This is a genomic window from Gemmobacter megaterium, assembly GCF_900156815.1.
GTDB classification, from domain to species: Bacteria; Pseudomonadota; Alphaproteobacteria; order Rhodobacterales; family Rhodobacteraceae; genus Wagnerdoeblera; species Wagnerdoeblera megaterium.
This window is the reverse complement of sequence record NZ_FTOT01000002.1, coordinates 353233-374250: the sequence shown is the minus strand read 5'-3', so window position 1 is coordinate 374250 and position 21018 is coordinate 353233. Positions and strand designations below refer to the sequence as shown.

The window sequence follows — 21018 nt, the reverse complement described above, 5'->3', positions numbered from 1 at the left end:
TAGGTTCCGCGCCAGTTGCGCATGATGTGCCGCGTCGGCAGACCACCGCTCCGCTTGCAGGCCGCGCCTGCGCAGCCTAGATTGGCAACAGGTGCGAAGGAGCGACCCCATGATACAGGCCCAGGATATTGAAAACCTTCTGCGCGAAAGCTTTCCGCAGGCGAAGATCACCGTCCAGGGGGATGATGGCGCGCATTTCGCCGCCGAAGTCATCGACGAGAGTTTCCGCGGCATGAACCGGGTGCAGCAACAGCGCGCCGTCTATGCCGCGCTGAAGGGCAAGATGGATGGGGCGAACGGCGAGTTGCACGCGCTGGCGCTGACGACCAAGGCGCCGGAGTGATGTTGTGGATCGTGCTGGCCGTGCTGGTGGTTGTCGGATTGGTGCTGGCAGCGCGGCGGGCGTGATCCTGGGAAATTGGGCCACCGCATGGCGCGGACAGGCCGGAAGGGAAAGCAGATGAGCGCGCAGGACCAGATCCGCGAAACGATCCAGTCGAACGATGTGGTGCTTTACATGAAGGGCACCAAGATGATGCCGCAATGCGGATTTTCCAGCCGCGTGGCGGGCATCCTGAATTTCATGGGCATCGACTATGCCGATGTGAATGTGCTCGCGGATGCGGATATCCGTCAGGGCATCAAGGATTTCTCGGACTGGCCGACGATTCCGCAGCTCTATGTGAAGGGCGAGTTTGTCGGCGGCTGCGACATCATCACCGAGATGACCCTGTCGGGCGAGCTGGATCAGCTGTTCGATGCCAAGGGCATTGCCTATGACAAGGCCAAGGCCGACCAGATCCGCGAAGCCAACGCCTGACCTAGGCGACCAGCGCCGGCCAGACAGCGCGGTTGCGATTTGCAAAGGCGGCGATATGCCCGATGCTGGTCACGCCATGATCGGCGGGCGCGATCAGGCGGCGGGTCACCGCCGCCTTTGGCATCCAGGCCCCCAACCGCCAGACCGCCGTGCTTGGAACCATGCCGTCATCGGTGAAGCTGACCAGCGTGACCGGGCAGGTCAACGCCTCTGATTGCAGGGGCGGCATGTCGGGGTCGGCCAGGCAGGAACCGGGCCGGGTGCACCAGCGGCGCCATTGGCGAAAGGCCGGGCCGGGGACATCGGCGCCCAGCAGGAAACGGCGGCCGGGAAAGTAGCCCAGCGTTGCGTTCAGAACCGGGCCGTGCAGGTGCCACATTGCCGCGATGCCCGCGCGCAGCGGCCAGGGATGTTCTCGCAGATGGACCGGGCCGGCCGCGACCAGAATCGCGCGGTCCACGCGGTGCAGGTCGGGCTGAAAGGGCAGGGCGAGCCCCCCCAGCGAATGGCCGATCACCCATAGCGGCAGGCCGGGAAACCGCGTGGCCAGTCAGCCCCGTGCCGCCGCTGCATCCCGCACGCCCCAATCCGCCATGGTGGCCCGCGAACGCCGCGGATCGCCCGAGGCGGCAAAATCGCGGTAGTCCCAGATCAGCACGGCGGCGCGCTGCGCCTCGGCCAGCCAGCGGGCAAATCCGGCGTAATAGGCGGCAGGAACCGCTGTGGCGGCATTCAGCACGATGGCCTTCTCCGGGGCGGTCGGCGGCGTGATCAGCCGCCCTGCCAGCACCCCGCCGGGGCCAGGAATTGCCACTGGGTCTTCGATCATGGCGCGGTCCTCCCGTGGTGCAGTGTGGTGGCCGTGGGCGCCTGCGCAACCGTGTCGTCGCGTCAGCCAGCGCGGCTTTTCCACATGACGCCCGAGGGGCCGCGTGCTAGGGCGATCCTATGAAAAAACCTGCGACCCAGCTTCCGTCCCGCCAGCAGATCCTTGACTGGATCGCCCAGAACCCCGGCGACCCGGCCAAGCGCGACATTGCCCGCGCCTTTGGCATCAAGGGTCCGCTGAAGATCGAGCTGAAGCGGATGCTGAAGGCGATGGAAACAGAGGGCGCGCTGGAAAAGAAGGCGCGGCGCTATGGCGCGCCGGGCGAGCTGCCGGCGGTTGCGGTGTTGCAGGTGACAGGGCCGGACCGCCAGGGCGATCTGTTCGCAACCGCGCTGGAATGGGAGGGCGAGGGCGAGGCGCCACGCATCCTGGTGATGACCGCCAAGGAGGATCCGGCACTTGGGGCCGGAGACCGCATTCTGGTGCGCCTGACCAAGGTCGAGGGCGAGGGGCATAGCCATACCGCCCGGCTGATCCGCCGCATCGGCCAGGGCGCGCGGCGTATTCTGGGCCTGTTCCGCAAATCCACCGAAGGCGGGCGCATCCTGCCCATCGACAAGGGCGAAACCAAGGAATGGCTGGTGGGCCGCGATGCGACCCAGAATGCCAGGGATGGCGAACTGGTCGAGGCGGAACTGGTCGGCAAGCGCGAATCCATGGGCCTGCCGCGCGCGCGCATCATTGCGCGGCTGGGCGATCCGGGCGCACCAAGGGCCGTGTCGCTGATCGCCATTCACCAGCACGGGATCCCCGATGATTTCCCCGATGACGTGGTGATGGAGGCTGAGCGCCAGGAACCCGCACCCTTGGGCGACCGCGAGGATCTGCGCCATCTGCCGCTTGTGACCATCGACCCGGCCGATGCGCGCGACCGCGACGATGCGGTGCTGGCCCATGCCGATACCGACAAGACCAACCCCGGCGGGCATGTGATCTGGGTGGCGATTGCCGATGTGGCGCACTATGTCCGCCCCGGTTCGCTGCTGGACCGCGAGGCGCGCAAGCGCGGCAATTCCACCTATTTTCCTGATCGTGTGGTGCCGATGCTGCCTGACCGGCTGTCGGGCGATCTGTGTTCCCTGCATCAGGGGGTGGACCGCGCCTGCCTGGCGGTCTGCATGAGGATCGACGCGCAGGGCAACAAGATTTCGCATCGGTTCACCCGTGGCTTGATGCGGTCGCAAGCGTCGCTGGCCTATGAGGCGGTGCAGGCGGCCGTTGACGGGCGCCCCGATGCCCAGACCGAACCGCTGCTGGAGCCTGTGCTGCGCCCGCTGTACGCCGCCTATGACGCGTTGAAACGCGCGCGCGCCGTGCGCCAGCCGCTGGAACTGGATCTGCCAGAGCGCCGCATCATCCTGTCGGACGAGGGTAAGGTGGTCTCGGTCGCGTTCAAGGAACGCTATGATGCCCACAAGCTGATCGAGGAATTCATGGTGCTGGCCAATGTGGCCGCCGCCGAGGAACTGGAGCGGGTGAAGCGCCCGCTGCTGTACCGGGTGCACGAAGAACCCAGCCTCGACAAGATCGACGCGTTGCGCGAGGTGGCCGAGGCGTCGGGCTTTGTGCTGGCCAAGGGGCAGGTGCTGAAGACCCAGCATCTGAACAATCTGTTGCGGCAGGCCGAGGGCAGCGACTTTGACGAATTGCTGAACCTGACGACGCTGCGGTCGATGACGCAGGCCTATTACGACCCCCGCAATCTTGGACATTTCGGACTTGCGCTGCGGTCTTACGCCCATTTCACCAGCCCGATCCGTAGATATTCCGACCTTATCGTGCATCGGGCCCTGATCCTGGGCCATGGCTGGGGCGACGATGGCCTGAGCCGCGACGATATCGAGGTGCTGGCCGAAACCGCCAAGCAGATCTCGGATACGGAACGGCGGAGCATGGCGGCGGAGCGTGACACGACAGACCGCTATCTGGCGTCCTGGCTGTCGGACCGGGTGGGGGCCGAATTCACGGGTCGCATTTCCGGCGTCCAGCGGTTCGGGCTGTTCGTGCGGCTGGACGAGTCGGGTGCCGATGGGCTGATCCCCATACGCGAGATCGGGCGCGAGTTCTTTCACTATGACCCGGACAGCCAGACATTGATGGGCGCCGATACCGGCCTGACCCTGGGTGTGGGCCTGCGTGTGACGGTGCGCTTGACCGAGGCCGTGCCGGTAACGGGGGGGCTGTTGCTGGAGCTGTTGTCGGTCGAAGACAAGGGCCTGCCGTCGGGCCGGGCGGCACGCACGCGCAAAAGCTTTTCGCGCGGCAAGGGGCGCAGCCACCGCCCCTCCGACCGGCCGGGCGCAAAGTCTCGCAAGATCACGCGCAAACCGCGCTGACCCTGGGGCGGCCCTAGTCGGGCCGCGCGTTTCCGGCTAGATTGTCGCAAAAGAGCAGACAACAACGGAAACGACAGGTGCCCTCATGCCCCATACCGCCAAGGTATTCGCAATCGGCCTCGCGCTGCTGCCCATCGGCTGCGGCAGTGCCGGATCGGAACGCTATGTCGCATCCGCGCGGCCTGCGGCGGCGCCTGCGCTGATAGCCGTGGCCAGCGCAGAACAGACAGCCGGATTTGATCGTTGGGCGGCAGGGTTCCGCGCCCGCGCTGTCGGCAAGGGGATTTCCCCTGCCGTGGTGGACCGCGCGATGCGCGTCGCTGCCTATGACCCCGATGTGATCCGCCTGGACCGCCGGCAGGCGGAATTTGCCCGGCCGATCTGGGAATATCTCGACAGTGCGGTTTCGGACACCCGCCTTGCCAATGGCCGCAAAGCCTTGGCCGACCATGGTGCGGTGCTGTCGCGTATCGAGGCGCGCTATGGCGTTCCCAAGGAGGTGGTGGCCGCCATCTGGGGCATGGAAACCAGCTATGGCGTGAACCGGGGCCGCAAGGGGATCATCCCGTCGCTCGCCACGCTGGCCTATGACGGGCGGCGGGGTGCGTTCTTTGAAGAGCAACTGGTTGCCGCCTTGAAGATCATTCAAGCGGGCGATGTGGACCCCGCCAGCATGATGGGCAGTTGGGCGGGCGCCATGGGACACACCCAGTTCATGCCGACCAGCTATCTGTCCTATGCGGTGGATTTCACCGGCGACGGCAAGCGCGATATCTGGTCCGACAATCCGACCGACGCCCTCGCCTCGGCGGCCAACTATCTGGCGCGGATGGGCTGGACGACGGGTCAGCCCTGGGCGGTCGAGGTCACGGTTCCCGCAGGCTTCCGGGAGGCGGGCAAATCCATCAAGAAGCAGCCCTCGCAATGGCAGGCACAGGGCGTGCAGGCCGTGCGCGGCGGGCGCATTGCCGACCATGGCACCGCCTCCATTCTGATGCCCGCCGGTGCCAATGGACCGGCGCTGATGATCTTTGACAACTTCCGCGTCATCAGCCGGTACAACAATGCCGACAGCTATGTGATGGGGGTGGGCCTGTTGTCCGACCATCTGGCCGGGCGTGGCGGGCTGGTCAAGGGATGGCCACGCTCTGATCGCCCGTTGACCGAGGCCGAGCGCAAGGAGATTCAGCGCCGTCTGGCCGATATGGGCTATTATCAGGGCGAAATCGACGGTGTGACCGGCTCTGGCACGATGGAGGCGGTTCGCGCCTGGCAGATGGCACAGGGCGCGGCCCCCGATGGATATGTCAACGAAGCGCTGCTGAAAAAGCTGCGCTGACATATGCGTGAGCCGTGATCATGTCACTTGGCCGACAGGCCGGGGCGTCGTTAGTCTTGGCCCTTACGTGCCCGCACCATCATTGCAAGCCATGGAGAGCAAGCCAATGAAATTCCTGTCCAAGACTGTTGCCCTGTGCCTGATCGCCGCAGCCGGTGCCGCTGCGGCCAAAGACGGCGTGACCAACCCCGTCGTCAAGGAGCGGATGGATCTGATGCAGACCATTCGCGTGAACACCGGGACCCTTGGCAACATGGCCAGTGGAAAAGAGGCTTTCGATCCGGCGGCGGCCACGGCGGCCAAGACGGCCCTTGCGGCGGCAGCCGCCGAAATCGTGGTGAAGTTCCAGGCCAACGAAGATGATCCGGTGTCGGAAGGCAGCCCGAAGATCTGGGAAGATTATGCAGGTTTCACCACCAGAGCCGAGGCGTTGGTGACGGCGGCCGAGGCGGTCGATGTGGCCTCGCTGGACGGGCTCAAGGCCGGGATGGGCGCGATCGGCGGAAGCTGCCAATCCTGCCACGAGGTCTATCGCGTCAAGAAATGACCGCTAGCCGCAGGGCACCCGGTGCCCTGCGGTCTTTTGCTGGTGGATGGGCGCGTGATGGCGCTGCGCCGTGCCGGGGTGGCTAGCCGCAGGTTATCTGTGTGATCCGCTTGCCGGAATCGTGATGGATGTTCAGCCGGCTCGGGTTATGATCCATCGTCATCGCGGCGCCGGGGGGCAGGATGCGCACTGGCCCCGCCGCCTGATCGGCGTTGAAGGCATTGAGCGGCGCGCCGATCAGATCGGCATAGCTGCCTGCGCGACAATCGTTGGCCGGGACGGTGGCGGGCTGGTCCGCCATGCAGGCGGCCAACAGTGGCGCAATCACCAGGGAAATCGGAAACAGGCGCATGGCTGTCCTTTCTTCAAGGTGGCAGAGCGTGACGGGATCTGATTGAAATGCAAGACAAAGCTGCACAAGATTCCGTGCGCGCCGGTTGCATCGGCGCCCGATCCGATCCAGCCTGACGCAAACGAACAGGAGAGTCCCATGCGCACCCGTGCCGCCGTTGCCCTTGCCGCAGGCAAGCCGTTGGAAATCATGGAGGTCAATCTCGATGGCCCGAAAAAGGGCGAGGTGCTGATCGAGGTGAAGGCGACGGGCGTATGCCATACCGACGAATTCACCCGGTCGGGGGACGATCCCGAGGGGCTGTTTCCCTGCATTCTTGGCCACGAGGGCGCAGGCGTCGTGATCGAGGTGGGCGAGGGCGTGACCACGCTGAAGCCGGGCGACCATGTCATCCCGCTTTACACCCCCGAATGCCGCCAGTGTCCGTCCTGCCGGTCGGGCAAGACCAACCTGTGCACCGCAATCCGCAATACCCAAGGCCAGGGCCTGATGCCCGATGGCACCACGCGGTTCTCGATGCTGGATGGCACACCGATCTATCACTACATGGGCTGTTCGACCTTTGCGAACCACACGGTGCTGCCGGAAATCGCGCTGGCCAAGGTGCGCGAGGACGCGCCCTTTGACAAGATTTGCTATATCGGCTGCGGCGTCACGACCGGCATCGGTGCGGTGATCAATACCGCCGGGGTCGAAATCGGCGCGACTGCGGCGGTCTTCGGGCTGGGCGGAATCGGGTTGAACGTGATCCAGGGCCTGCGGATGGCGGGCGCCGACATGATCATCGGGGTCGATCTGAACGACGACAAGGAAGAGATGGCCCGCAAGTTCGGGATGACCCATTTCGTCAATCCGTCAAAGATCGACGGCTCGGTCGTGCAGCATATCGTCAACCTGACCAAAAAGGGCGACGATCAGATTGGCGGCGTGGACTATTCCTTTGACGCTACCGGCAATGTGAAGGTGATGCGCGACGCGCTGGAATGTTCGCACCGCGGCTGGGGTGTGTCGGTGATCATCGGTGTCGCGCCTGCGGGGGCGGAAATCTCGACCCGTCCGTTCCAGCTTGTGACGGGCCGGGTGTGGAAAGGCACGGCCTTTGGCGGCGCCAAGGGGCGGACCGATGTGCCGAAGTTCGTGGACTGGTACATGAATGGCAAGATCGAGATCGACCCGATGATCACCCACACCATGCCGCTGGAGGAGATCAACCATGCCTTCGACCTGATGCATGAAGGCAAATCCATCCGGTCGGTGATCCTGTATTGAATGCGAAAGGGCGGGGATACCCCCGCCCTTGATCCTGGTTCAGGCGGCTGGGCTGCCCCCGGTTGGCGGCGCAGGTCCCCGGTCCCTCCGGCTCAGGCGCGAGAGGTGGTCAGCCATGTGTGCGTTCGATAGAGGCGCCAAGCTGTTTCATCAGCGGCTCGAACACCGGAAAAGAGGTCGCAATGGGCGCGCCATCGTCGATCGAGACCGGCGCCTTGCTGGCAAGGCCGAGCACGAGAAAGCTCATGGCGATCCGGTGATCGAGATGGGTGGCGCAGGTGGCGCCGCCGGGGACATTGCCCTGGCCCATACCGTGAACCACAAGGGTATCCTCGTCTTCCTCGATCCGCACGCCGCACGCCTCCAGACCTCGTGCCATGGCGTCGATGCGGTCGGATTCCTTGACCCGGAGTTCCTTGACGCCGCGCATGGTGGTGATGCCGCTGGCACAGGCGGCCACGACCGACAGGATGGGAAACTCGTCGATCATGCTGGCGGCGCGGTCCTCGGGTGTTTCCACCCCTGTCAGATCACCGCTGAAGCGGACGCGCAGGTCGGCCACCGGCTCGCCTCCTTCTTCGCGCGGGTTTTCGTAGGTGATATCGGCGCCCATTTCCAGCAATGTCACGAACAGCCCGTCGCGCGTCGGATTGCGCGAGACGCCGGGGACGAGGATGTCCGACCCCGGCACGATCAGCGCGGCACAGACCGGAAAGGCGGCGGAGGACGGATCGCGCGGCACCGCCACCGTCTGCGGGCGCAACTCCGGTTGGCCCGTCAGGGTGATGATGCGCCCTTCGGCGGCGGTTTCCACATGGATGGCGGCGCCAAAGCCTGCGAGCATCCGTTCTGAATGGTCGCGGGTGGCTTCCTTTTCGATGACCACGGTTTCGCCGGGGGCGTTGAGCCCGGCAAGCAGGACCGCCGATTTTACCTGCGCCGAAGGGACCGGCACCGTGTAGCGCACGGGAACCGGGTCGGCGGCGCCGATCACCGTCATCGGCAGGCGGCCCCCCTGACGGCCATAGGACTGGGTTCCGAACAGGGACAGCGGCTGTGTAACCCGGCCCATCGGGCGTTTGCGCAACGAGGCATCGCCGGTGAAGGTCGTGCTGATCGCCGATGTCGCCATCGCGCCCATGATCAGTCGCACGCCTGTGCCGGAATTGCCGCAGTCGATGACATCGGCCGGTTCGGCAAAGCCGCCGACGCCCACGCCCTGCACCGTCCATTCGCCCTGTCCCAGGCGGGTCACGGTCGCGCCAAAGGCGCGCATGGCTTTTGCGGTGTCCAGCACATCCTGCCCTTCGAGCAGGCCGGTCACATGGGTCTGCCCTACCGCCATGGCCCCCAGAATCAGCGCGCGGTGGCTGATCGACTTGTCGCCCGGCACTTCAGCCACGCCCCGGAGCGGGGCCGAGGCGCGGGCGGTCATCGGAATGGGGTCGGCATGGGCGGACATGGCATTTCCTGCGGCTGAAATTCCCTCGCCGCTGGCATAGCTGATGGACCCTTGCGGGTCCATCCTGCGCTTAGCGGGTGGGCACGGGTTCAGGCCCGCGATAGTCGTAGAAGCCGCGCTTGGTCTTGCGCCCCAGCCAGCCCGCCTCGACATATTTCGTCAGCAGCGGGCAGGGGCGGTATTTGGTATCGGCCAGCCCGTCGTGCAGCACGTTCATGATGGCAAGACAGGTATCGAGCCCGATGAAGTCCGCCAATTCCAGCGGCCCCATCGGATGATTCGCGCCCAGCTTCAACGACTGGTCGATGGAGCGGACATTGCCGACACCTTCGTAAAGCGCATAGACCGCTTCGTTGATCATGGGGATCAGCACGCGGTTGACGATGAAGGCGGGGAAATCCTCGGCGCTGGCGGCAGTTTTGCCAAGGCTTTCGACGACCTTGAGCATCGTCTTGTAGGTCTGTTCGTCCGTTGCGATGCCCCGGATCAGCTCGACCAGTTGCATCACCGGCACCGGGTTCATGAAGTGAAAGCCCATGAACTTTTCGGGGCGGTCGGTGCGTGCAGCAAGTCGTGTAATGGAAATCGACGAGGTGTTCGACGTCAGGATCGTATGGGGCGCCAGATGAGGTTGAAGATCCTCGAAGATGGCGTTCTTCACCGTTTCGCGTTCGGTCGCAGCCTCGATCACCAGGTCGGTGGGGCCAAGATCGGCCAGCTTCAGCGTGGTGCGGATACGGGCCATGGCGGCGGCCTTGTCTTCCGCAGTGGTCTTGCCGCGACTGACCTGACGCTCGATGTTCTTGTCGATCAGCGCCACGGCGTCGTCCAGCGCCTGTTGGCTGATGTCGGTCAGCAGCACATCATAGCCCGCCTGCGCGAACACATGGGCGATGCCATTGCCCATCTGCCCTGCGCCAATCACCCCGACCGTGCGGATATCCATGCCAGCCACTCCATCAAGAACCCGGATCGACCTTATGCGGGCGGGCAGGGCAGGTGCAAGGGGCCGTGGAAAATCGGTGCAATTCGAAACCTTAGGCAGAAGGTAACCTTGAACGGGCATTCTGGGGTCGGGTGACTGCACTAGGGTGGGTAGAATGACATATGAAATGCCGGGCGCCGGGGCGCTCGATTATTTTCCATGCCGGTATGGCCAGTCGCGGCTTGTCTTCCGGGGACCGTGGCGGGCTGCAAGAGCCCCCTATGCCGTGGCGATCGGAGGCGAAGAGACATATGGCCGCTTTGTCGCCGCGCCGTGGCCGCAGCAACTGGAGCGCGCGACAGGGCGCATGGTGCTGAACCTGGGCGTGCCCCATGCCGGGCCCGATGCCTGGCTGAATGAACCCGATCTGTTGCGCATGGCCAAGGCGGCAGAGATGCGCATTCTCCAGGTGCCCGGTGCGGTCAACCTGTCGAACCCGCTGTACACCGTGCATCCGCGTCGGAATGATCGCTTCCTTTGCGCCAGCCCGCGCCTGCAACGGATGTTCCCCGATGTCGATTTCATGGATTTTGCCTTTACCCGCCACATGATCCGCGCCTTGGCCGCGCGAGGCGCGCAGCGCTTTGCCGAGGTTGCCAAGGTGCTGGGCGACGCGTGGCTGGGCCGTATGACCGAGCTTCTGGAGGCGTTGGGGCCCGGCACCTTGCTGCTGTGGTTGGGAGAGCGCGGGCCGCCCTTGCCGGGAGAACGACTACAGCTTACGCCCGGAGCGCCGTTGCTGGTGGACCGGATGATGGTGCAGGCCGTGCGCCCCCGCGTTCTGGGGTTGGTCGAAGTGGCCTTGCCCGAGTTCATCGGGGATACCGAAGGTATGGAATTCGGGCCGATGGAAGAGGTGGCCGCGCGCGCGCTGCCCGGACCTGCGGCGCATCGGCGTGTCGCGCAGGCGCTGGTGCCCTGGCTTGCAAGGCAACAGGGCGCCCCGAAGGGCGCCCTGTAGACCGATCCGCGTGGATCAGAGCTTTTCGGTCAGTTCCGGCAGCAGCGTGAACAGGTCGCCGACAAGGCCGTAATCGGCGACCTGGAAGATCGGCGCCTCTTCGTCCTTGTTGATGGCAACGATGATCTTGCTGTCCTTCATCCCGGCCAGATGCTGGATCGCGCCCGAGATGCCGACTGCGATGTACAGTTGCGGTGCCACGACCTTGCCGGTCTGGCCCACCTGCCAGTCGTTCGGTGCATAGCCCGAGTCGACCGCTGCGCGGCTTGCCCCAACGGCGGCGCCCAGCTTGTCGGCCAGTTTCTCGATCATGGCGAAGTTTTCTTCCGAGCCGACACCACGACCGCCCGAAACCACGATCTTGGCAGAGGTCAGGTCGGGGCGGTCGCTGGCGGCCACCTTGTCCTCGACCCAGGACGACAGGTCCGATGCCTTGGCGCCAACGGTTTCAACCGCGGCCGAGCCACCCTGACCAGCGGCCGAGAAGGCGGCGGTGCGCACGGTGAACACCTTGGTCGCGTCGCCGGATTTCACGGTCTGGATCGCGTTGCCTGCATAGATCGGGCGCTCGAACGTGTCGGCGTCGATCACGGCGGTGACATCCGACAGGACCATCACGTCCAGCAGCGCGGCGACGCGCGGCAGCACGTTCTTGGAGAACGCGGTCGATGCGGCGGCGATGTGGCTGTAATCGCCTGCCAGGGACACGATCAGATCGGCCACAGGCTCTGCCAGGCCATGGCCCGCATCCTCGGCATGAAGCACCTTGGCCACGCCATCCAGCTTGGCGGCTTCGGCGGCGGCGGTGGCAGGACCGACGACCAGAACCGACACGTCGCCCAGCGATTTCGCCGCCGTCAACGTCTTGGCAACCGCATCGGTGGCAAGCTGCCCGTTGTTCACATCGGCCAGAAGGAGAACAGCCATCAGATCACCCCCGCTTCGTCTTTCAGTTTCGCAATCAGCTCGTCCACCGAACCAACCTTGACGCCAGCCTTGCGGCCTGCCGGCTCGGCGGTCTTCACCACGGTCAGGCGCGGGGTGACATCGACGCCGTAATCGGCGGCGGTCTTTTCTTCGAGCGGCTTCTTCTTCGCCTTCATGATGTTCGGCAGGCTTGCATAGCGCGGCTCGTTCAGACGCAGGTCGGCGGTGACGATGGCAGGCAGCTTGACCTTGATGGTCTGCAACCCGCCGTCAACCTCGCGCGTCACGGTGGCGGCATCGCCATCGACGGTGATTTCGCTGGCAAAGGTCGCCTGACCCCAACCCAGCAGGGCCGCCAGCATCTGCCCGGTGGCGTTCATGTCGTTGTCGATCGCCTGCTTGCCGGCGATCACCAGGCCGGGGGCTTCGTCCTTGACTACGGCAGCCAGCAGCTTGGCCACGGCCAGCGGCTCGATATCGGTGTGCACGTCGGACGAGGCTTCGATCAGGATGGCGCGGTCTGCGCCCATGGCCAGTGCGGTCCGCAGGGTTTCCTGCGCCTGTTTCACACCGATCGACACCACGACGATCTCTGTCGCGACACCCTTTTCGCGCAGGCGGATCGCCTCTTCTACCGCGATCTCGTCGAAGGGATTCATCGACATCTTGACGTTCGCAAGATCGACGCCCGAACCATCCGCCTTTACACGGACCTTCACGTTATAGTCGATCACCCGTTTCACCGGGACCAGAACCTTCATCGGCAAAGCTCTCCCTTTGTTGTCGCGGCTTTGGGGCCGCGCCCTGAGTCTGACAGGGTGTTAGCCCTTCTGCAGATGCAAAAACAGACAAAAATCGTTCACATGTGTGCTGCGACGCCGCGTTTTCTGCATATGAAATTGCGCTCTCGTCATATCTCAGCGGGTGAGGCCGGGCACCCACAACACATCATCGGCCCCATCATTGTTGGCGATACGCCCGGCAACGAAGAACCAGTCCGACAAGCGGTTGAGATATTTCACCGCATCGGGGTTGACCGATTCAGCGGCGGCCAGTTCCACCGACAACCGCTCTGCGCGGCGACAGACGGTGCGACACAGGTGCAACTGCGCGGACAGCGGGCTGCCGCCGGGCAGGATGAAGCTGCGCAGCGGCGTCAGGCGCGCGTTCATCGTGTCGATCTCTGCTTCCAGTCTGGCCACCTGGCTCGGGAGCATCCGCAGCACGGTATAGCCCGCCTCGGCATCCTTCTCCATCGCGGGGCGGCCCAGATCGGCGCCCAGATCGAACAGGTCGTTCGAGATGCGCGCAAGGGCGTCGGCCATGTCGCCGGTGGCGTGCAACCGCGCCAGGCCAACGGTGGCATTGGTTTCGTCCACCGTGCCATAGGCGTTCACACGGGCCGAGTGCTTGGGCACGCGGGTTCCATCGACAAGCGCGGTTTCGCCCGTATCGCCGGTGCGCGTATAGATCTTGGACAGGACGACCATCAGTTCCCCCAGGTGTGTCGAATGAAGGCAAAGCCCACGATCAGGGCGACCGCGATTGCCTGAGCGATAATGCGCCACCGCATGAAGCGGTTGGCATTGCGGCGGTTGAAATCGCCACCTTTGGCAAAGCTGCCCAGGCCCAGCATCAGCACAACCAGTACCGCAAGGCTGGAACCTGCGACAAGGTAGAACATCGGATCGTTCAACAGCATGGCATGTTCCTTGCTTGGCTGGTTCGGATGTAGCCCGCTTCGCGCCCGGACCAACCCCGGTCGCGCAAACTTGCATGAAATACGAAAAAGCCCCGCAGCCGGATGACTGCGGGGCCCTGAACCTGCGGGCCTGCCGCCGCCTAGCCGATGGCTGCCGCCTTCACGTCGTCGTCGATATGGGCAACATACTGGCCGAAGTTCTTCGAGAACATCCCGACCAGCTTGGCCGCCTGCGCGTCATAGGCCGAGGCGTCGGCCCAGGTGCCGCGCGGATCCAGCAAAGCGGTGTCAACACCGGGAACCGCAACGGGAACCTCGAAGCCGAAGTTCGGATCCTTGCGGAATTCGACATTGTTCAGCGAACCGTCCAGGGCGGCGGTCAGCAGGGCGCGGGTGGCCTTGATCGGCATCCGCTTGCCCGCGCCAAAGGCGCCGCCGGTCCAGCCGGTATTGACCAGCCAGCACGAGGCGCCGGTGTCCTTGATCTTCTGTTGCAGCAGCTTGCCGTAGACTTCGGGCCGACGCGGCATGAAGGGGGCGCCAAAGCAGGTCGAGAACGTCGGGGTCGGCTCGACCACGCCGCGTTCGGTGCCGGGGGTCTTGGAGGTGAAGCCCGACAGGAAGTGGTACATCGCCTGGGCCGAGGTCAGACGCGCGATCGGCGGCAGAACGCCGTAGGCATCGCAGGTCAGCAGGATCACGTTCTTCGGCTGGCCACCCAGGCCGGTATCGCTGGCGTTCGAGATATAGTCCAGCGGATAGGCGCAGCGCATGTTTTCGGTCAGGCTGCTGTCCTGGAAATCCAGAGCGAACGTGTCGGGGTCGAACACCATGTTCTCGATCACGGTGGCGAACTTGGTGGTGGTCGCGTAGATCTCGGGCTCTGCCTCGGCCGACAGGTTGATCGTCTTTGCATAGCAGCCACCTTCGAAGTTGAAGGTGCCGTTGTCCGACCAGCCGTGTTCGTCATCCCCGATCAGCACGCGGTTCGGATCGGCCGACAGCGTGGTCTTGCCCGTGCCCGACAGGCCAAAGAACACGGCGGTTTCCTCGGGGTTGCCCGGCGCATGGTTGGCCGAGCAGTGCATCGGCATGATGCCTTTTTCGGGCAGCAGGTAGTTCAGCAGCGTGAACACCGATTTCTTGTTCTCGCCGGCATATTCGGTGTTGCCGATCAGGATGATCTTCTTGTCGAAGTTCAGCGCGATCACCGTTTCGGTGCGGCAGCCGTGGCGCGCGGGATCGGCCTTGAACTTGGGGCAGTTGATGATCGTCCATTCCGGCACGAAGCTGGCAAGCTCGGCGGCATCGGGACGGCGCAGCAGGTGGCGGATGAACAGGTTGTGCCAGGCCAGTTCACTGACGACCCGGACATCCAGCCGATGCGCGGGGTCTGCGCCTGCATACAGATCCTGAACGAAATAGTCGCGGCCCTTCATGTGGGCGACCATGTCGGCATAGAGCAGGTCGAACGCCTCGGGGGCCATGGGGGCGTTGTTTTCCCACCAGATGGTATTTTCCACCGAAGGCGTGCGGACCACGAACTTGTCTTTCGGCGAGCGGCCGGTGAATTGCCCGGTGGACACCAGGAACGCACCACCGTTGCCCAGCCTGCCTTCGCCCCGGACCACAGCGGCCTCGACCAGTGCGGGTTCGATCAGGTTGTAATAGACGTTGCCAAGCCCCGTGAGACCTTGAGCGTCAAGTGTATGGGCTGGGTTCACGCGTCCATGATCCATGTGCAGGGCTCCCGTGCCGCGCTGGCGGCAAGATCTGAATTCCGAACAGACGGTGCGTCAGGAAAATGTTGCACCGCTCGCAACCCGGCAGGATGCGATGGGCGCGCTATAGCATGATGCCCGTCGAGGGGAACAGGACGCAATGGCGCAGTTAGCGCAACCACGCCGCGGTTAGCGCAATCACGCAATAAACTGCGGCAAATTAGCCATTGGTTTGGAAATTTTCAGTGTTCTTTGGGTGGCAGGCCGGGGCGATTCGTACTTGACGGTTGATTCACCGGGGCGAAAGACGGAGAATGTGGCAAAAAATAGGCACGTGAGCAGTACAAGGATAAACCATGTCAAGGATCGCCCTCGTCGACGACGATCGTAATATTCTGACCTCGGTATCCATGACCCTTGAGGCCGAAGGCTTCGAAGTGGAAACCTACAATGATGGCCAGTCGGCCCTGGACGCGTTCAACCGGCGCCTCCCCGACATGGCTGTGCTGGACATCAAGATGCCCCGCATGGACGGGATGGACCTGTTGCAGCGCCTGCGGCAGAAAACCAACATGCCGGTGATCTTCCTGACGTCCAAGGATGACGAGATCGACGAGGTTCTTGGCCTGCGCATGGGCGCGGATGATTACGTCAAGAAGCCGTTCAGCCAGCGTCTGCTGGTCGAACGCATCCGGGCGTTGCTGCGTCGGCAAGAGGCGATCGCGGCTGGCGATGCGCCGACGACGGACGAATCCAAGCTGATGGAACGCGGGCACCTGCGCATGGATCCCTTGCGCCATTCGGTGACATGGAAAGGTCAGGACGTCTCGTTGACGGTGACAGAGTTCCTGCTTTTGCAGGCACTGGCGCAGCGTCCCGGTTTTGTGAAATCGCGCGATCAGTTGATGGACGTGGCCTATGACGATCAGGTCTATGTCGATGATCGCACCATCGACAGCCATGTGAAGCGCCTGCGCAAGAAGATGCGCAGCGTCGACGCCGAATTCTCGGCGATCGAAACGCTGTATGGCATCGGCTACCGCTACAACGAAGAATGACCCTGGCCAGCCGTTTCGACACTACCGCATCGGCGCCTGCACCACGGCAGGAACAGGGTGGCGTGGTCCTGGGAGAGGACTGGGTAAACCCCGAGGGCGCCAGCGATCCGGCACTGCGCGCGGATCGCAAGAAGCGCAGCATCGTGTCGCCGAACCGATCGCCTCTGGCGCGCAAGATCGTGGTGTTCAACCTGTTGGCGCTGGTCGTGCTGGTGGCGGGGGTTCTGTTCCTAAACCCGTCGCGCGACAGCCTTGTGCTGCAACGCGAAGCCGGTCTTGTGACCGAAGCCCGCCTGATCGCTTCGGCGGTCGAGGCGCGGCTTCCGCAGACTGCCGGCCCCATGCAGGACGCGCCGACCCAGGAGGCGGTCGCCGCATTGACCCTTGCGCGGATCGAAGTTGCGCCGGGGACCGAACTGTTCATCTATGACCGCACGGGCACGCTGATCGCCTCGACCGTCGGGCGACCGCGCGCAGATGTGCCCCCGGCGGTTCTGCCTCCGGTGTCGCGCAACACCTATCTGACGGATCTGCTCAGCGCCGCCTGGGACAGCGTGTCGCGCCTGATGCCGGGCCAGTCCTCGCCGGGGCAGGGATTCGATTCCGCTACTCTCGCGCAGGGCTTGGTCGAAACGGCACGCCACGGCAACACCACGGTGCGCAGCGGGCAGGACGCCCAGGGCGCGACGTTGTTTTCCGTCGCCACGCCGATTCTGCGGGATGGAGGGGTTCTTGGCGTCGTTGCCGTGACCTCTGCCGCCGGAGAACTGGATCTTCTGGTGCGCAATGAGCGTGAGCAGGTCTTGCGCATGTTCATCGTGGCCTTGCTTGTGTCGATCGCGCTCAGCCTGGTTCTGGCCTCGACCATCGCCAACCCGTTGTCCGACCTGGCGGCAGCCGCGGAACTGGGTCGCGACCGGAACGCCCGCAAGATGGCGCCGGGCCGCATTCGCATTCCCGACCTGACCGCGCGCCCTGACGAGATTGGCCGATTGTCAGGCGCGCTGCGCGGGATGGTTGCCGCACTCTACGACCGGATCGAGGCGAACGAACAATTCGCCGCCGATGTCGCGCATGAGATCAAGAATCCGCTGGCCTCGTTGCGCTCGGCGGTTGGCTCCTTGCGAATGGTGCGAAAGGACGAACAGCGCGAACGTCTGCTGGATGTTCTCGAACATGACGTGCGCCGTCTGGACCGTCTGGTCAGCGACATTTCGAACGCTTCGCGGCTGGACAGCGAACTGGTCAAGGAAGAGCAAGAGGAATTCAACCTTATCCGCACCTTGAACAACATCAATCAGCATCTGGCCCAACAGGCTGCGGAAAAGGGCGTGGATTATATCACCGACCTGCCCGCCGAACCGATCCTGATTCATGGTCTCGAAGAGCGGCTGGCCCAGGTGTTCGTCAACCTGATCACCAATGCGATTTCCTTTTGCGACGAAGGCGATGCCGTCCGAGTCTGGGCCCGCCGGCGTGACAATCGCGTCCTGATCGTGGTCGAAGATACCGGGCCGGGCATACCTGAACAGGCGCTGACCAAGATCTTCAAACGGTTCTATTCTGATCGCCCCGCCACCCATTTCGGGAACAATTCGGGCCTTGGCCTGTCGATCTCGAAACAGATCGTCGAGGCTCATGCCGGGGTCATCTGGGCCGAGAACATCCGGCCGACCGATGATGATGCGACCTCGGATCCGCTGGGCGCGCGCTTTGTGGTGGGTCTGCCGGTGTGACAGAGGGGCCAGGGCAGGTGATTCATGCCACCTGCATCGCTTTCGGAGACCGCGGTGCGCTGATCCTTGGCCCTTCCGGTTCTGGCAAGTCCGCGCTTGCGCTGCAACTCATGGCGCTTGGGGCCGCATTGGTGGCCGATGATCGTGTCCTGTTGAACCGCGACGGGGCGCGGCTGTGCGCCACGGCCCCCCCCGGATTGCCCGCCTTGATCGAGGCGCGCGGAATCGGGCTGTTGAATGCGGCGCTGCAACCGCAGGCGCAGATCGTGCTGGCGGTGGATCTGGGGCAGGCCGAAACCGCCCGTCTGCCGCAGCGGCGCAACATGCTGTTGCATAATCATGCGGTGGAGGTTGTCCACGGTCCCGTGAGCGGGCATTTTGCGGCGGCGATCCGCCACTATATCCTAATGGGTCGCAAGGATTGATCCATGTCGGATGTCACGCAACAACGTCTGATCCTGGTCACTGGCCCCTCGGGCGCCGGGCGGTCCACGGCTATCAGCGCGTTGGAGGATCTGGGCTGCGAAACCATCGACAACCTTCCGTTGTCGCTGATCCCCCGTCTGCTGGACGGGCCGCCGCTGGGCCGGTCGATCGCTCTGGGGGTGGATGTCCGAAACCGCGATTTCTCGTCCTCGGCCTTGATCGAGCTGATTGACACGCTGACCGCCGATCCGCGTGTTGCGCTTGAGGTGATGTTTCTCGATTGCCGCATCGAGGTGCTGGAGCGGCGCTATTCGGAAACCCGCCGCCGCCATCCGCTGTTTCCGGCAGAGCCGCCCTTGACGGGCATCCTGCGGGAAACCGATCTGCTGGCGCCGGTCAAGGTGCGGGCCGATCTGCTGATCGACACGTCGGATTTCACCCCCCACGATCTCAAGGCCGAAGTGGCGACATGGATGGGGGCAACACCGGCGCAGCGCATGGCGGTATCGCTGCAATCCTTCAGCTACAAGCGTGGCGTTCCGCGTGGTGTCGATATGGTGTTCGACTGCCGGTTCCTGCGCAATCCCTATTGGGTGCCCGCGCTGCGCAAGCTGGATGGCCGCAGCCCCGAGGTGGCAACCTATGTTGCCGGCGATTCGCGGTTTGCCGAATTCTTTGATCGTGTCGGGGGTCTGATCGGCATGTTGCTGCCCGCGCATATCGAGGAAGGCAAGGCACATCTGACGATAGGTTTCGGATGCACAGGCGGGCAGCACAGGTCTGTTGCAGTTGCAGAAAAACTGGGCGATACCCTAGAGCAGGCCGGATGGCAGATTTCCCGCCGCCACCGGGAGCTGGAGAGGGCGCCATCGGGCGCCCAGCCCCTGGCGGGACGTGGGCAGGGTGACAGGTGATGGGCCAGTCCGTTATGGGTTTGGACAAGCCGGGTGAAATCGGAATTGTGGTCGTGGCCCATGGCGGTCTCGCGCGCGAATTGCTGGCGGCTGTCGAACATGTGGTCGGCAAGCTGGCAGGCGTGCGCGCGATCAGCATAGATCCCGACTATGACAGGCAGGCAAAGGGCGCTGAGATTCGGGCCGCCGCCGATGCGGTTGACGATGGGCATGGTGTGGTGGTGGTGGTCGATCTGCATGGCAGCTCTCCCGCCAACCTGTGCCAGGCGGTGCGCGGCCCCGCCCCGCGCCATATCCTGACAGGGGCCAACGTGCCGATGCTGCTGAAACTTGCGCAGTCCCGCCACCTGCCGCTGGACGCTGCGGCCCAGGCTGCGCTTGTTGCTGGACGCAAATATATAGATGGCCGGGAACTCGGCTCTGGAGAGGTGCGCGCATGATCACCCGCAGCTTGCGTATTGTGAACGAAAAAGGGCTGCACGCCCGCGCATCGGCCCGCTTTGTCGAACAGGTCGAGGGGTTCGATGCCACTGCCATGGTTAGCCGCGACGGAATGCGGGTTTCCGGCGATTCGATCATGGGGTTGTTGATGCTGGGCGCGCACAAGGGCACCACCATCGAGGTTGAGACATCAGGCGCCGAGGCCGAGGCGCTGGCAAAGGCGCTGGAACATCTGGTTGCCAACCGCTTTGGCGAGGACGCGTGAAATTGGCCGGCACAGAGGTTCCGTCGCTGTCACCGCCCAAGCCCTATGACAAGCGCCGCCTGAGCTATGCCGGAACCTTCACCAACCCTTGGAAATCGGGCACGATCCGCACGATCGAATGGCTGACGGCCAAGCCCAGGTTGCTGTCGCTGATCCGCAGGTTCGAACGGCAGGGCGCCCCCGTCGGGCAGACATTCTGGCCTCAGGCGCTGGAGGTCATGGGGATCGACGTGCAGACCCCGCCACACGAGATCGCCCGGATCCCGGCCACCGGCCCGCTGGTTGTCGTCGCCAATCATCCGCATGGTCTGGTTGATGGCATGGTTCTCGCATGGCTGGTCGGACAGGTGCGGCAGGACTACAAGATTCTGACGCGCTCCCTGCTGACCGGCATTCCCGAAATCGCAGAGTTCATGCTGCCGGTTCCTTTTCCGCACGAGGAGAACGCCCGCGAGGAAAGCCTTGCGATGCGCGCCGAATGTATGCGGGTGCTCAGGGCGGGGGGCTGCATCGTGCTGTTTCCGGCCGGCCGGGTTGCCCATTCCGATACATGGATGGGACCGGCGGTCGAGGCGGAGTGGAACCCGTTCACGGCCAAGATGGTGATGCGCTCGGGGGCTTCGGTGCTGCCGATCCACTTTCCCGGACAGAACACCCGCGCCTATCAATGGGCGGCCAGAACCTCGGCAACCCTGCGTCAGAGCTTGCTGCTGAACGAAATCCGCGCGGCATTGAACAAGCCGCAGCGGCCGGTCATCGGTGAGCCGATCCCCGCGCAGGAGATTGCCCCTTGGTCCGCCGATCCGCGCGGCTGGCTGGCCATGCTGCGCGAGCGGACATTGTCCCTCACCCCGTGAAGCCTTCGCGG

The 21018-nt window shown here is 64.2% G+C and carries 24 protein-coding genes; 14 read left to right on the top strand and 10 right to left on the bottom strand.

Going from position 1 to position 21018, the window contains the following annotated elements; genetic code table 11:
• Window positions 1-109: 109 nt before the first annotated feature.
• Entirely contained in the window at window positions 110-343 is a 234-nt protein-coding gene (locus BW970_RS06305) for a BolA/IbaG family iron-sulfur metabolism protein (RefSeq protein WP_076529561.1), read from the top strand.
• Window positions 344-460: 117 nt separating this feature from the next.
• Window positions 461-820, top strand: a complete 360-nt coding sequence (grxD, locus tag BW970_RS06300; protein WP_144038890.1) for a Grx4 family monothiol glutaredoxin — start codon at window positions 461-463, stop codon at window positions 818-820.
• A 1-nt stretch (window position 821) separates the two neighbouring features.
• On the opposite strand, the gene BW970_RS20300 is transcribed toward grxD, so the two are convergent.
• Both BW970_RS20300 and BW970_RS20295 read right to left on the bottom strand, forming a co-directional pair.
• Window positions 822-1337: a hypothetical protein gene (locus BW970_RS20300; RefSeq protein ID WP_083701154.1), complete on the bottom strand. Its 516-nt coding sequence runs from the start codon at window positions 1335-1337 to the stop codon at window positions 822-824.
• 33 nt (window positions 1338-1370) lie between these two features.
• Entirely contained in the window at window positions 1371-1649 is a 279-nt protein-coding gene (locus BW970_RS20295) for a hypothetical protein (protein ID WP_083701153.1), read from the bottom strand.
• A 119-nt stretch (window positions 1650-1768) separates the two neighbouring features.
• Between BW970_RS20295 and rnr the strand changes: the two genes are divergently transcribed.
• The 3 genes from rnr to BW970_RS06280 all read left to right on the top strand — a co-directional run bounded on the left by rnr (window position 1769) and on the right by BW970_RS06280 (window position 5931).
• Window positions 1769-4045: a ribonuclease R gene (gene rnr / locus BW970_RS06290; protein WP_076529559.1), complete on the top strand. Its 2277-nt coding sequence runs from the start codon at window positions 1769-1771 to the stop codon at window positions 4043-4045.
• A gap of 85 nt (window positions 4046-4130) precedes the next feature.
• Window positions 4131-5384 (top strand): lytic murein transglycosylase, encoded by a 1254-nt coding sequence (locus BW970_RS06285; protein WP_076529558.1) that lies wholly within the window; start codon window positions 4131-4133, stop codon window positions 5382-5384.
• 106 nt (window positions 5385-5490) lie between these two features.
• Window positions 5491-5931 (top strand): c-type cytochrome, encoded by a 441-nt coding sequence (locus tag BW970_RS06280; RefSeq protein ID WP_076529557.1) that lies wholly within the window; start codon window positions 5491-5493, stop codon window positions 5929-5931.
• Between the two features lie 82 nt (window positions 5932-6013).
• Here BW970_RS06280 and BW970_RS06275 read toward each other — a convergent pair whose 3' ends face one another.
• On the bottom strand, window positions 6014-6283 hold the full coding sequence (locus BW970_RS06275) for an I78 family peptidase inhibitor (protein WP_076529556.1): 270 nt from the start codon (window positions 6281-6283) through the stop codon (window positions 6014-6016).
• Between the two features lie 138 nt (window positions 6284-6421).
• Here BW970_RS06275 and BW970_RS06270 point away from each other — a divergent pair, with 138 nt between their 5' ends.
• Window positions 6422-7552 carry an S-(hydroxymethyl)glutathione dehydrogenase/class III alcohol dehydrogenase gene (locus BW970_RS06270; protein WP_076529555.1) on the top strand — a complete coding sequence of 377 codons (1131 nt, stop codon included), beginning with the start codon at window positions 6422-6424 and terminating at the stop codon, window positions 7550-7552.
• 109 nt (window positions 7553-7661) lie between these two features.
• Here BW970_RS06270 and aroA read toward each other — a convergent pair whose 3' ends face one another.
• Complete coding sequence (aroA, locus tag BW970_RS06265) at window positions 7662-9014, bottom strand: 3-phosphoshikimate 1-carboxyvinyltransferase (protein WP_076529554.1); 1353 nt, start codon at window positions 9012-9014, stop codon at window positions 7662-7664.
• Between the two features lie 70 nt (window positions 9015-9084).
• Window positions 9085-9960, bottom strand: coding sequence for a 3-hydroxybutyryl-CoA dehydrogenase (locus tag BW970_RS06260; RefSeq protein WP_076529553.1), 876 nt, complete (start codon window positions 9958-9960; stop codon window positions 9085-9087).
• A gap of 154 nt (window positions 9961-10114) precedes the next feature.
• Between BW970_RS06260 and BW970_RS06255 the strand changes: the two genes are divergently transcribed.
• On the top strand, window positions 10115-10960 hold the full coding sequence (locus BW970_RS06255; RefSeq protein ID WP_076529552.1) for a DUF6473 family protein: 846 nt from the start codon (window positions 10115-10117) through the stop codon (window positions 10958-10960).
• 15 nt (window positions 10961-10975) lie between these two features.
• Here the strand turns inward: BW970_RS06255 and BW970_RS06250 are convergent, their stop codons facing one another.
• From BW970_RS06250 to BW970_RS06230, 5 genes are all read right to left on the bottom strand, one after another.
• Complete coding sequence (locus tag BW970_RS06250) at window positions 10976-11887, bottom strand: electron transfer flavoprotein subunit alpha/FixB family protein (protein ID WP_076529551.1); 912 nt, start codon at window positions 11885-11887, stop codon at window positions 10976-10978.
• Window positions 11887-12648: an electron transfer flavoprotein subunit beta/FixA family protein gene (locus BW970_RS06245; protein WP_076529550.1), complete on the bottom strand. Its 762-nt coding sequence runs from the start codon at window positions 12646-12648 to the stop codon at window positions 11887-11889. Before BW970_RS06245 ends, BW970_RS06250 begins: the two co-directional genes overlap by 1 nt.
• Before the next feature lie 156 nt (window positions 12649-12804).
• Complete coding sequence (locus BW970_RS06240; protein WP_076529549.1) at window positions 12805-13377, bottom strand: cob(I)yrinic acid a,c-diamide adenosyltransferase; 573 nt, start codon at window positions 13375-13377, stop codon at window positions 12805-12807.
• On the bottom strand, window positions 13377-13586 hold the full coding sequence (locus BW970_RS06235) for a twin transmembrane helix small protein (protein WP_076530165.1): 210 nt from the start codon (window positions 13584-13586) through the stop codon (window positions 13377-13379). The genes BW970_RS06240 and BW970_RS06235 overlap by 1 nt, the downstream gene beginning before the upstream one ends.
• A 143-nt stretch (window positions 13587-13729) precedes the next feature.
• The gene (locus BW970_RS06230; protein ID WP_076529548.1) at window positions 13730-15328 is read right to left on the bottom strand and encodes a phosphoenolpyruvate carboxykinase; all 1599 of its coding nucleotides are present in this window, start codon (window positions 15326-15328) and stop codon (window positions 13730-13732) included.
• Window positions 15329-15666: 338 nt separating this feature from the next.
• Here BW970_RS06230 and BW970_RS06225 point away from each other — a divergent pair, with 338 nt between their 5' ends.
• The 7 genes from BW970_RS06225 to BW970_RS06195 are packed head-to-tail and all read left to right on the top strand — an operon-like array spanning window position 15667 to window position 21007.
• Window positions 15667-16368, top strand: a complete 702-nt coding sequence (locus tag BW970_RS06225; protein ID WP_076529547.1) for a response regulator transcription factor — start codon at window positions 15667-15669, stop codon at window positions 16366-16368.
• Entirely contained in the window at window positions 16365-18104 is a 1740-nt protein-coding gene (locus tag BW970_RS06220; protein ID WP_076529546.1) for a sensor N-terminal transmembrane domain-containing protein, read from the top strand. The genes BW970_RS06225 and BW970_RS06220 overlap by 4 nt, the downstream gene beginning before the upstream one ends.
• Before the next feature lie 17 nt (window positions 18105-18121).
• Window positions 18122-18529, top strand: coding sequence for an HPr kinase/phosphorylase (locus BW970_RS06215; RefSeq protein ID WP_229740459.1), 408 nt, complete (start codon window positions 18122-18124; stop codon window positions 18527-18529).
• Window positions 18530-18532: 3 nt separating this feature from the next.
• Window positions 18533-19444: an RNase adapter RapZ gene (rapZ, locus tag BW970_RS06210; protein WP_076529544.1), complete on the top strand. Its 912-nt coding sequence runs from the start codon at window positions 18533-18535 to the stop codon at window positions 19442-19444.
• Window positions 19444-19884 carry a PTS sugar transporter subunit IIA gene (locus BW970_RS06205; RefSeq protein WP_229740460.1) on the top strand — a complete coding sequence of 147 codons (441 nt, stop codon included), beginning with the start codon at window positions 19444-19446 and terminating at the stop codon, window positions 19882-19884. The genes rapZ and BW970_RS06205 overlap by 1 nt, the downstream gene beginning before the upstream one ends.
• On the top strand, window positions 19881-20150 hold the full coding sequence (locus tag BW970_RS06200; RefSeq protein ID WP_076529543.1) for an HPr family phosphocarrier protein: 270 nt from the start codon (window positions 19881-19883) through the stop codon (window positions 20148-20150). The genes BW970_RS06205 and BW970_RS06200 overlap by 4 nt, the downstream gene beginning before the upstream one ends.
• Entirely contained in the window at window positions 20147-21007 is an 861-nt protein-coding gene (locus BW970_RS06195; protein ID WP_076529542.1) for a lysophospholipid acyltransferase family protein, read from the top strand. Before BW970_RS06200 ends, BW970_RS06195 begins: the two co-directional genes overlap by 4 nt.
• Window positions 21008-21018 lie beyond the last annotated feature (11 nt).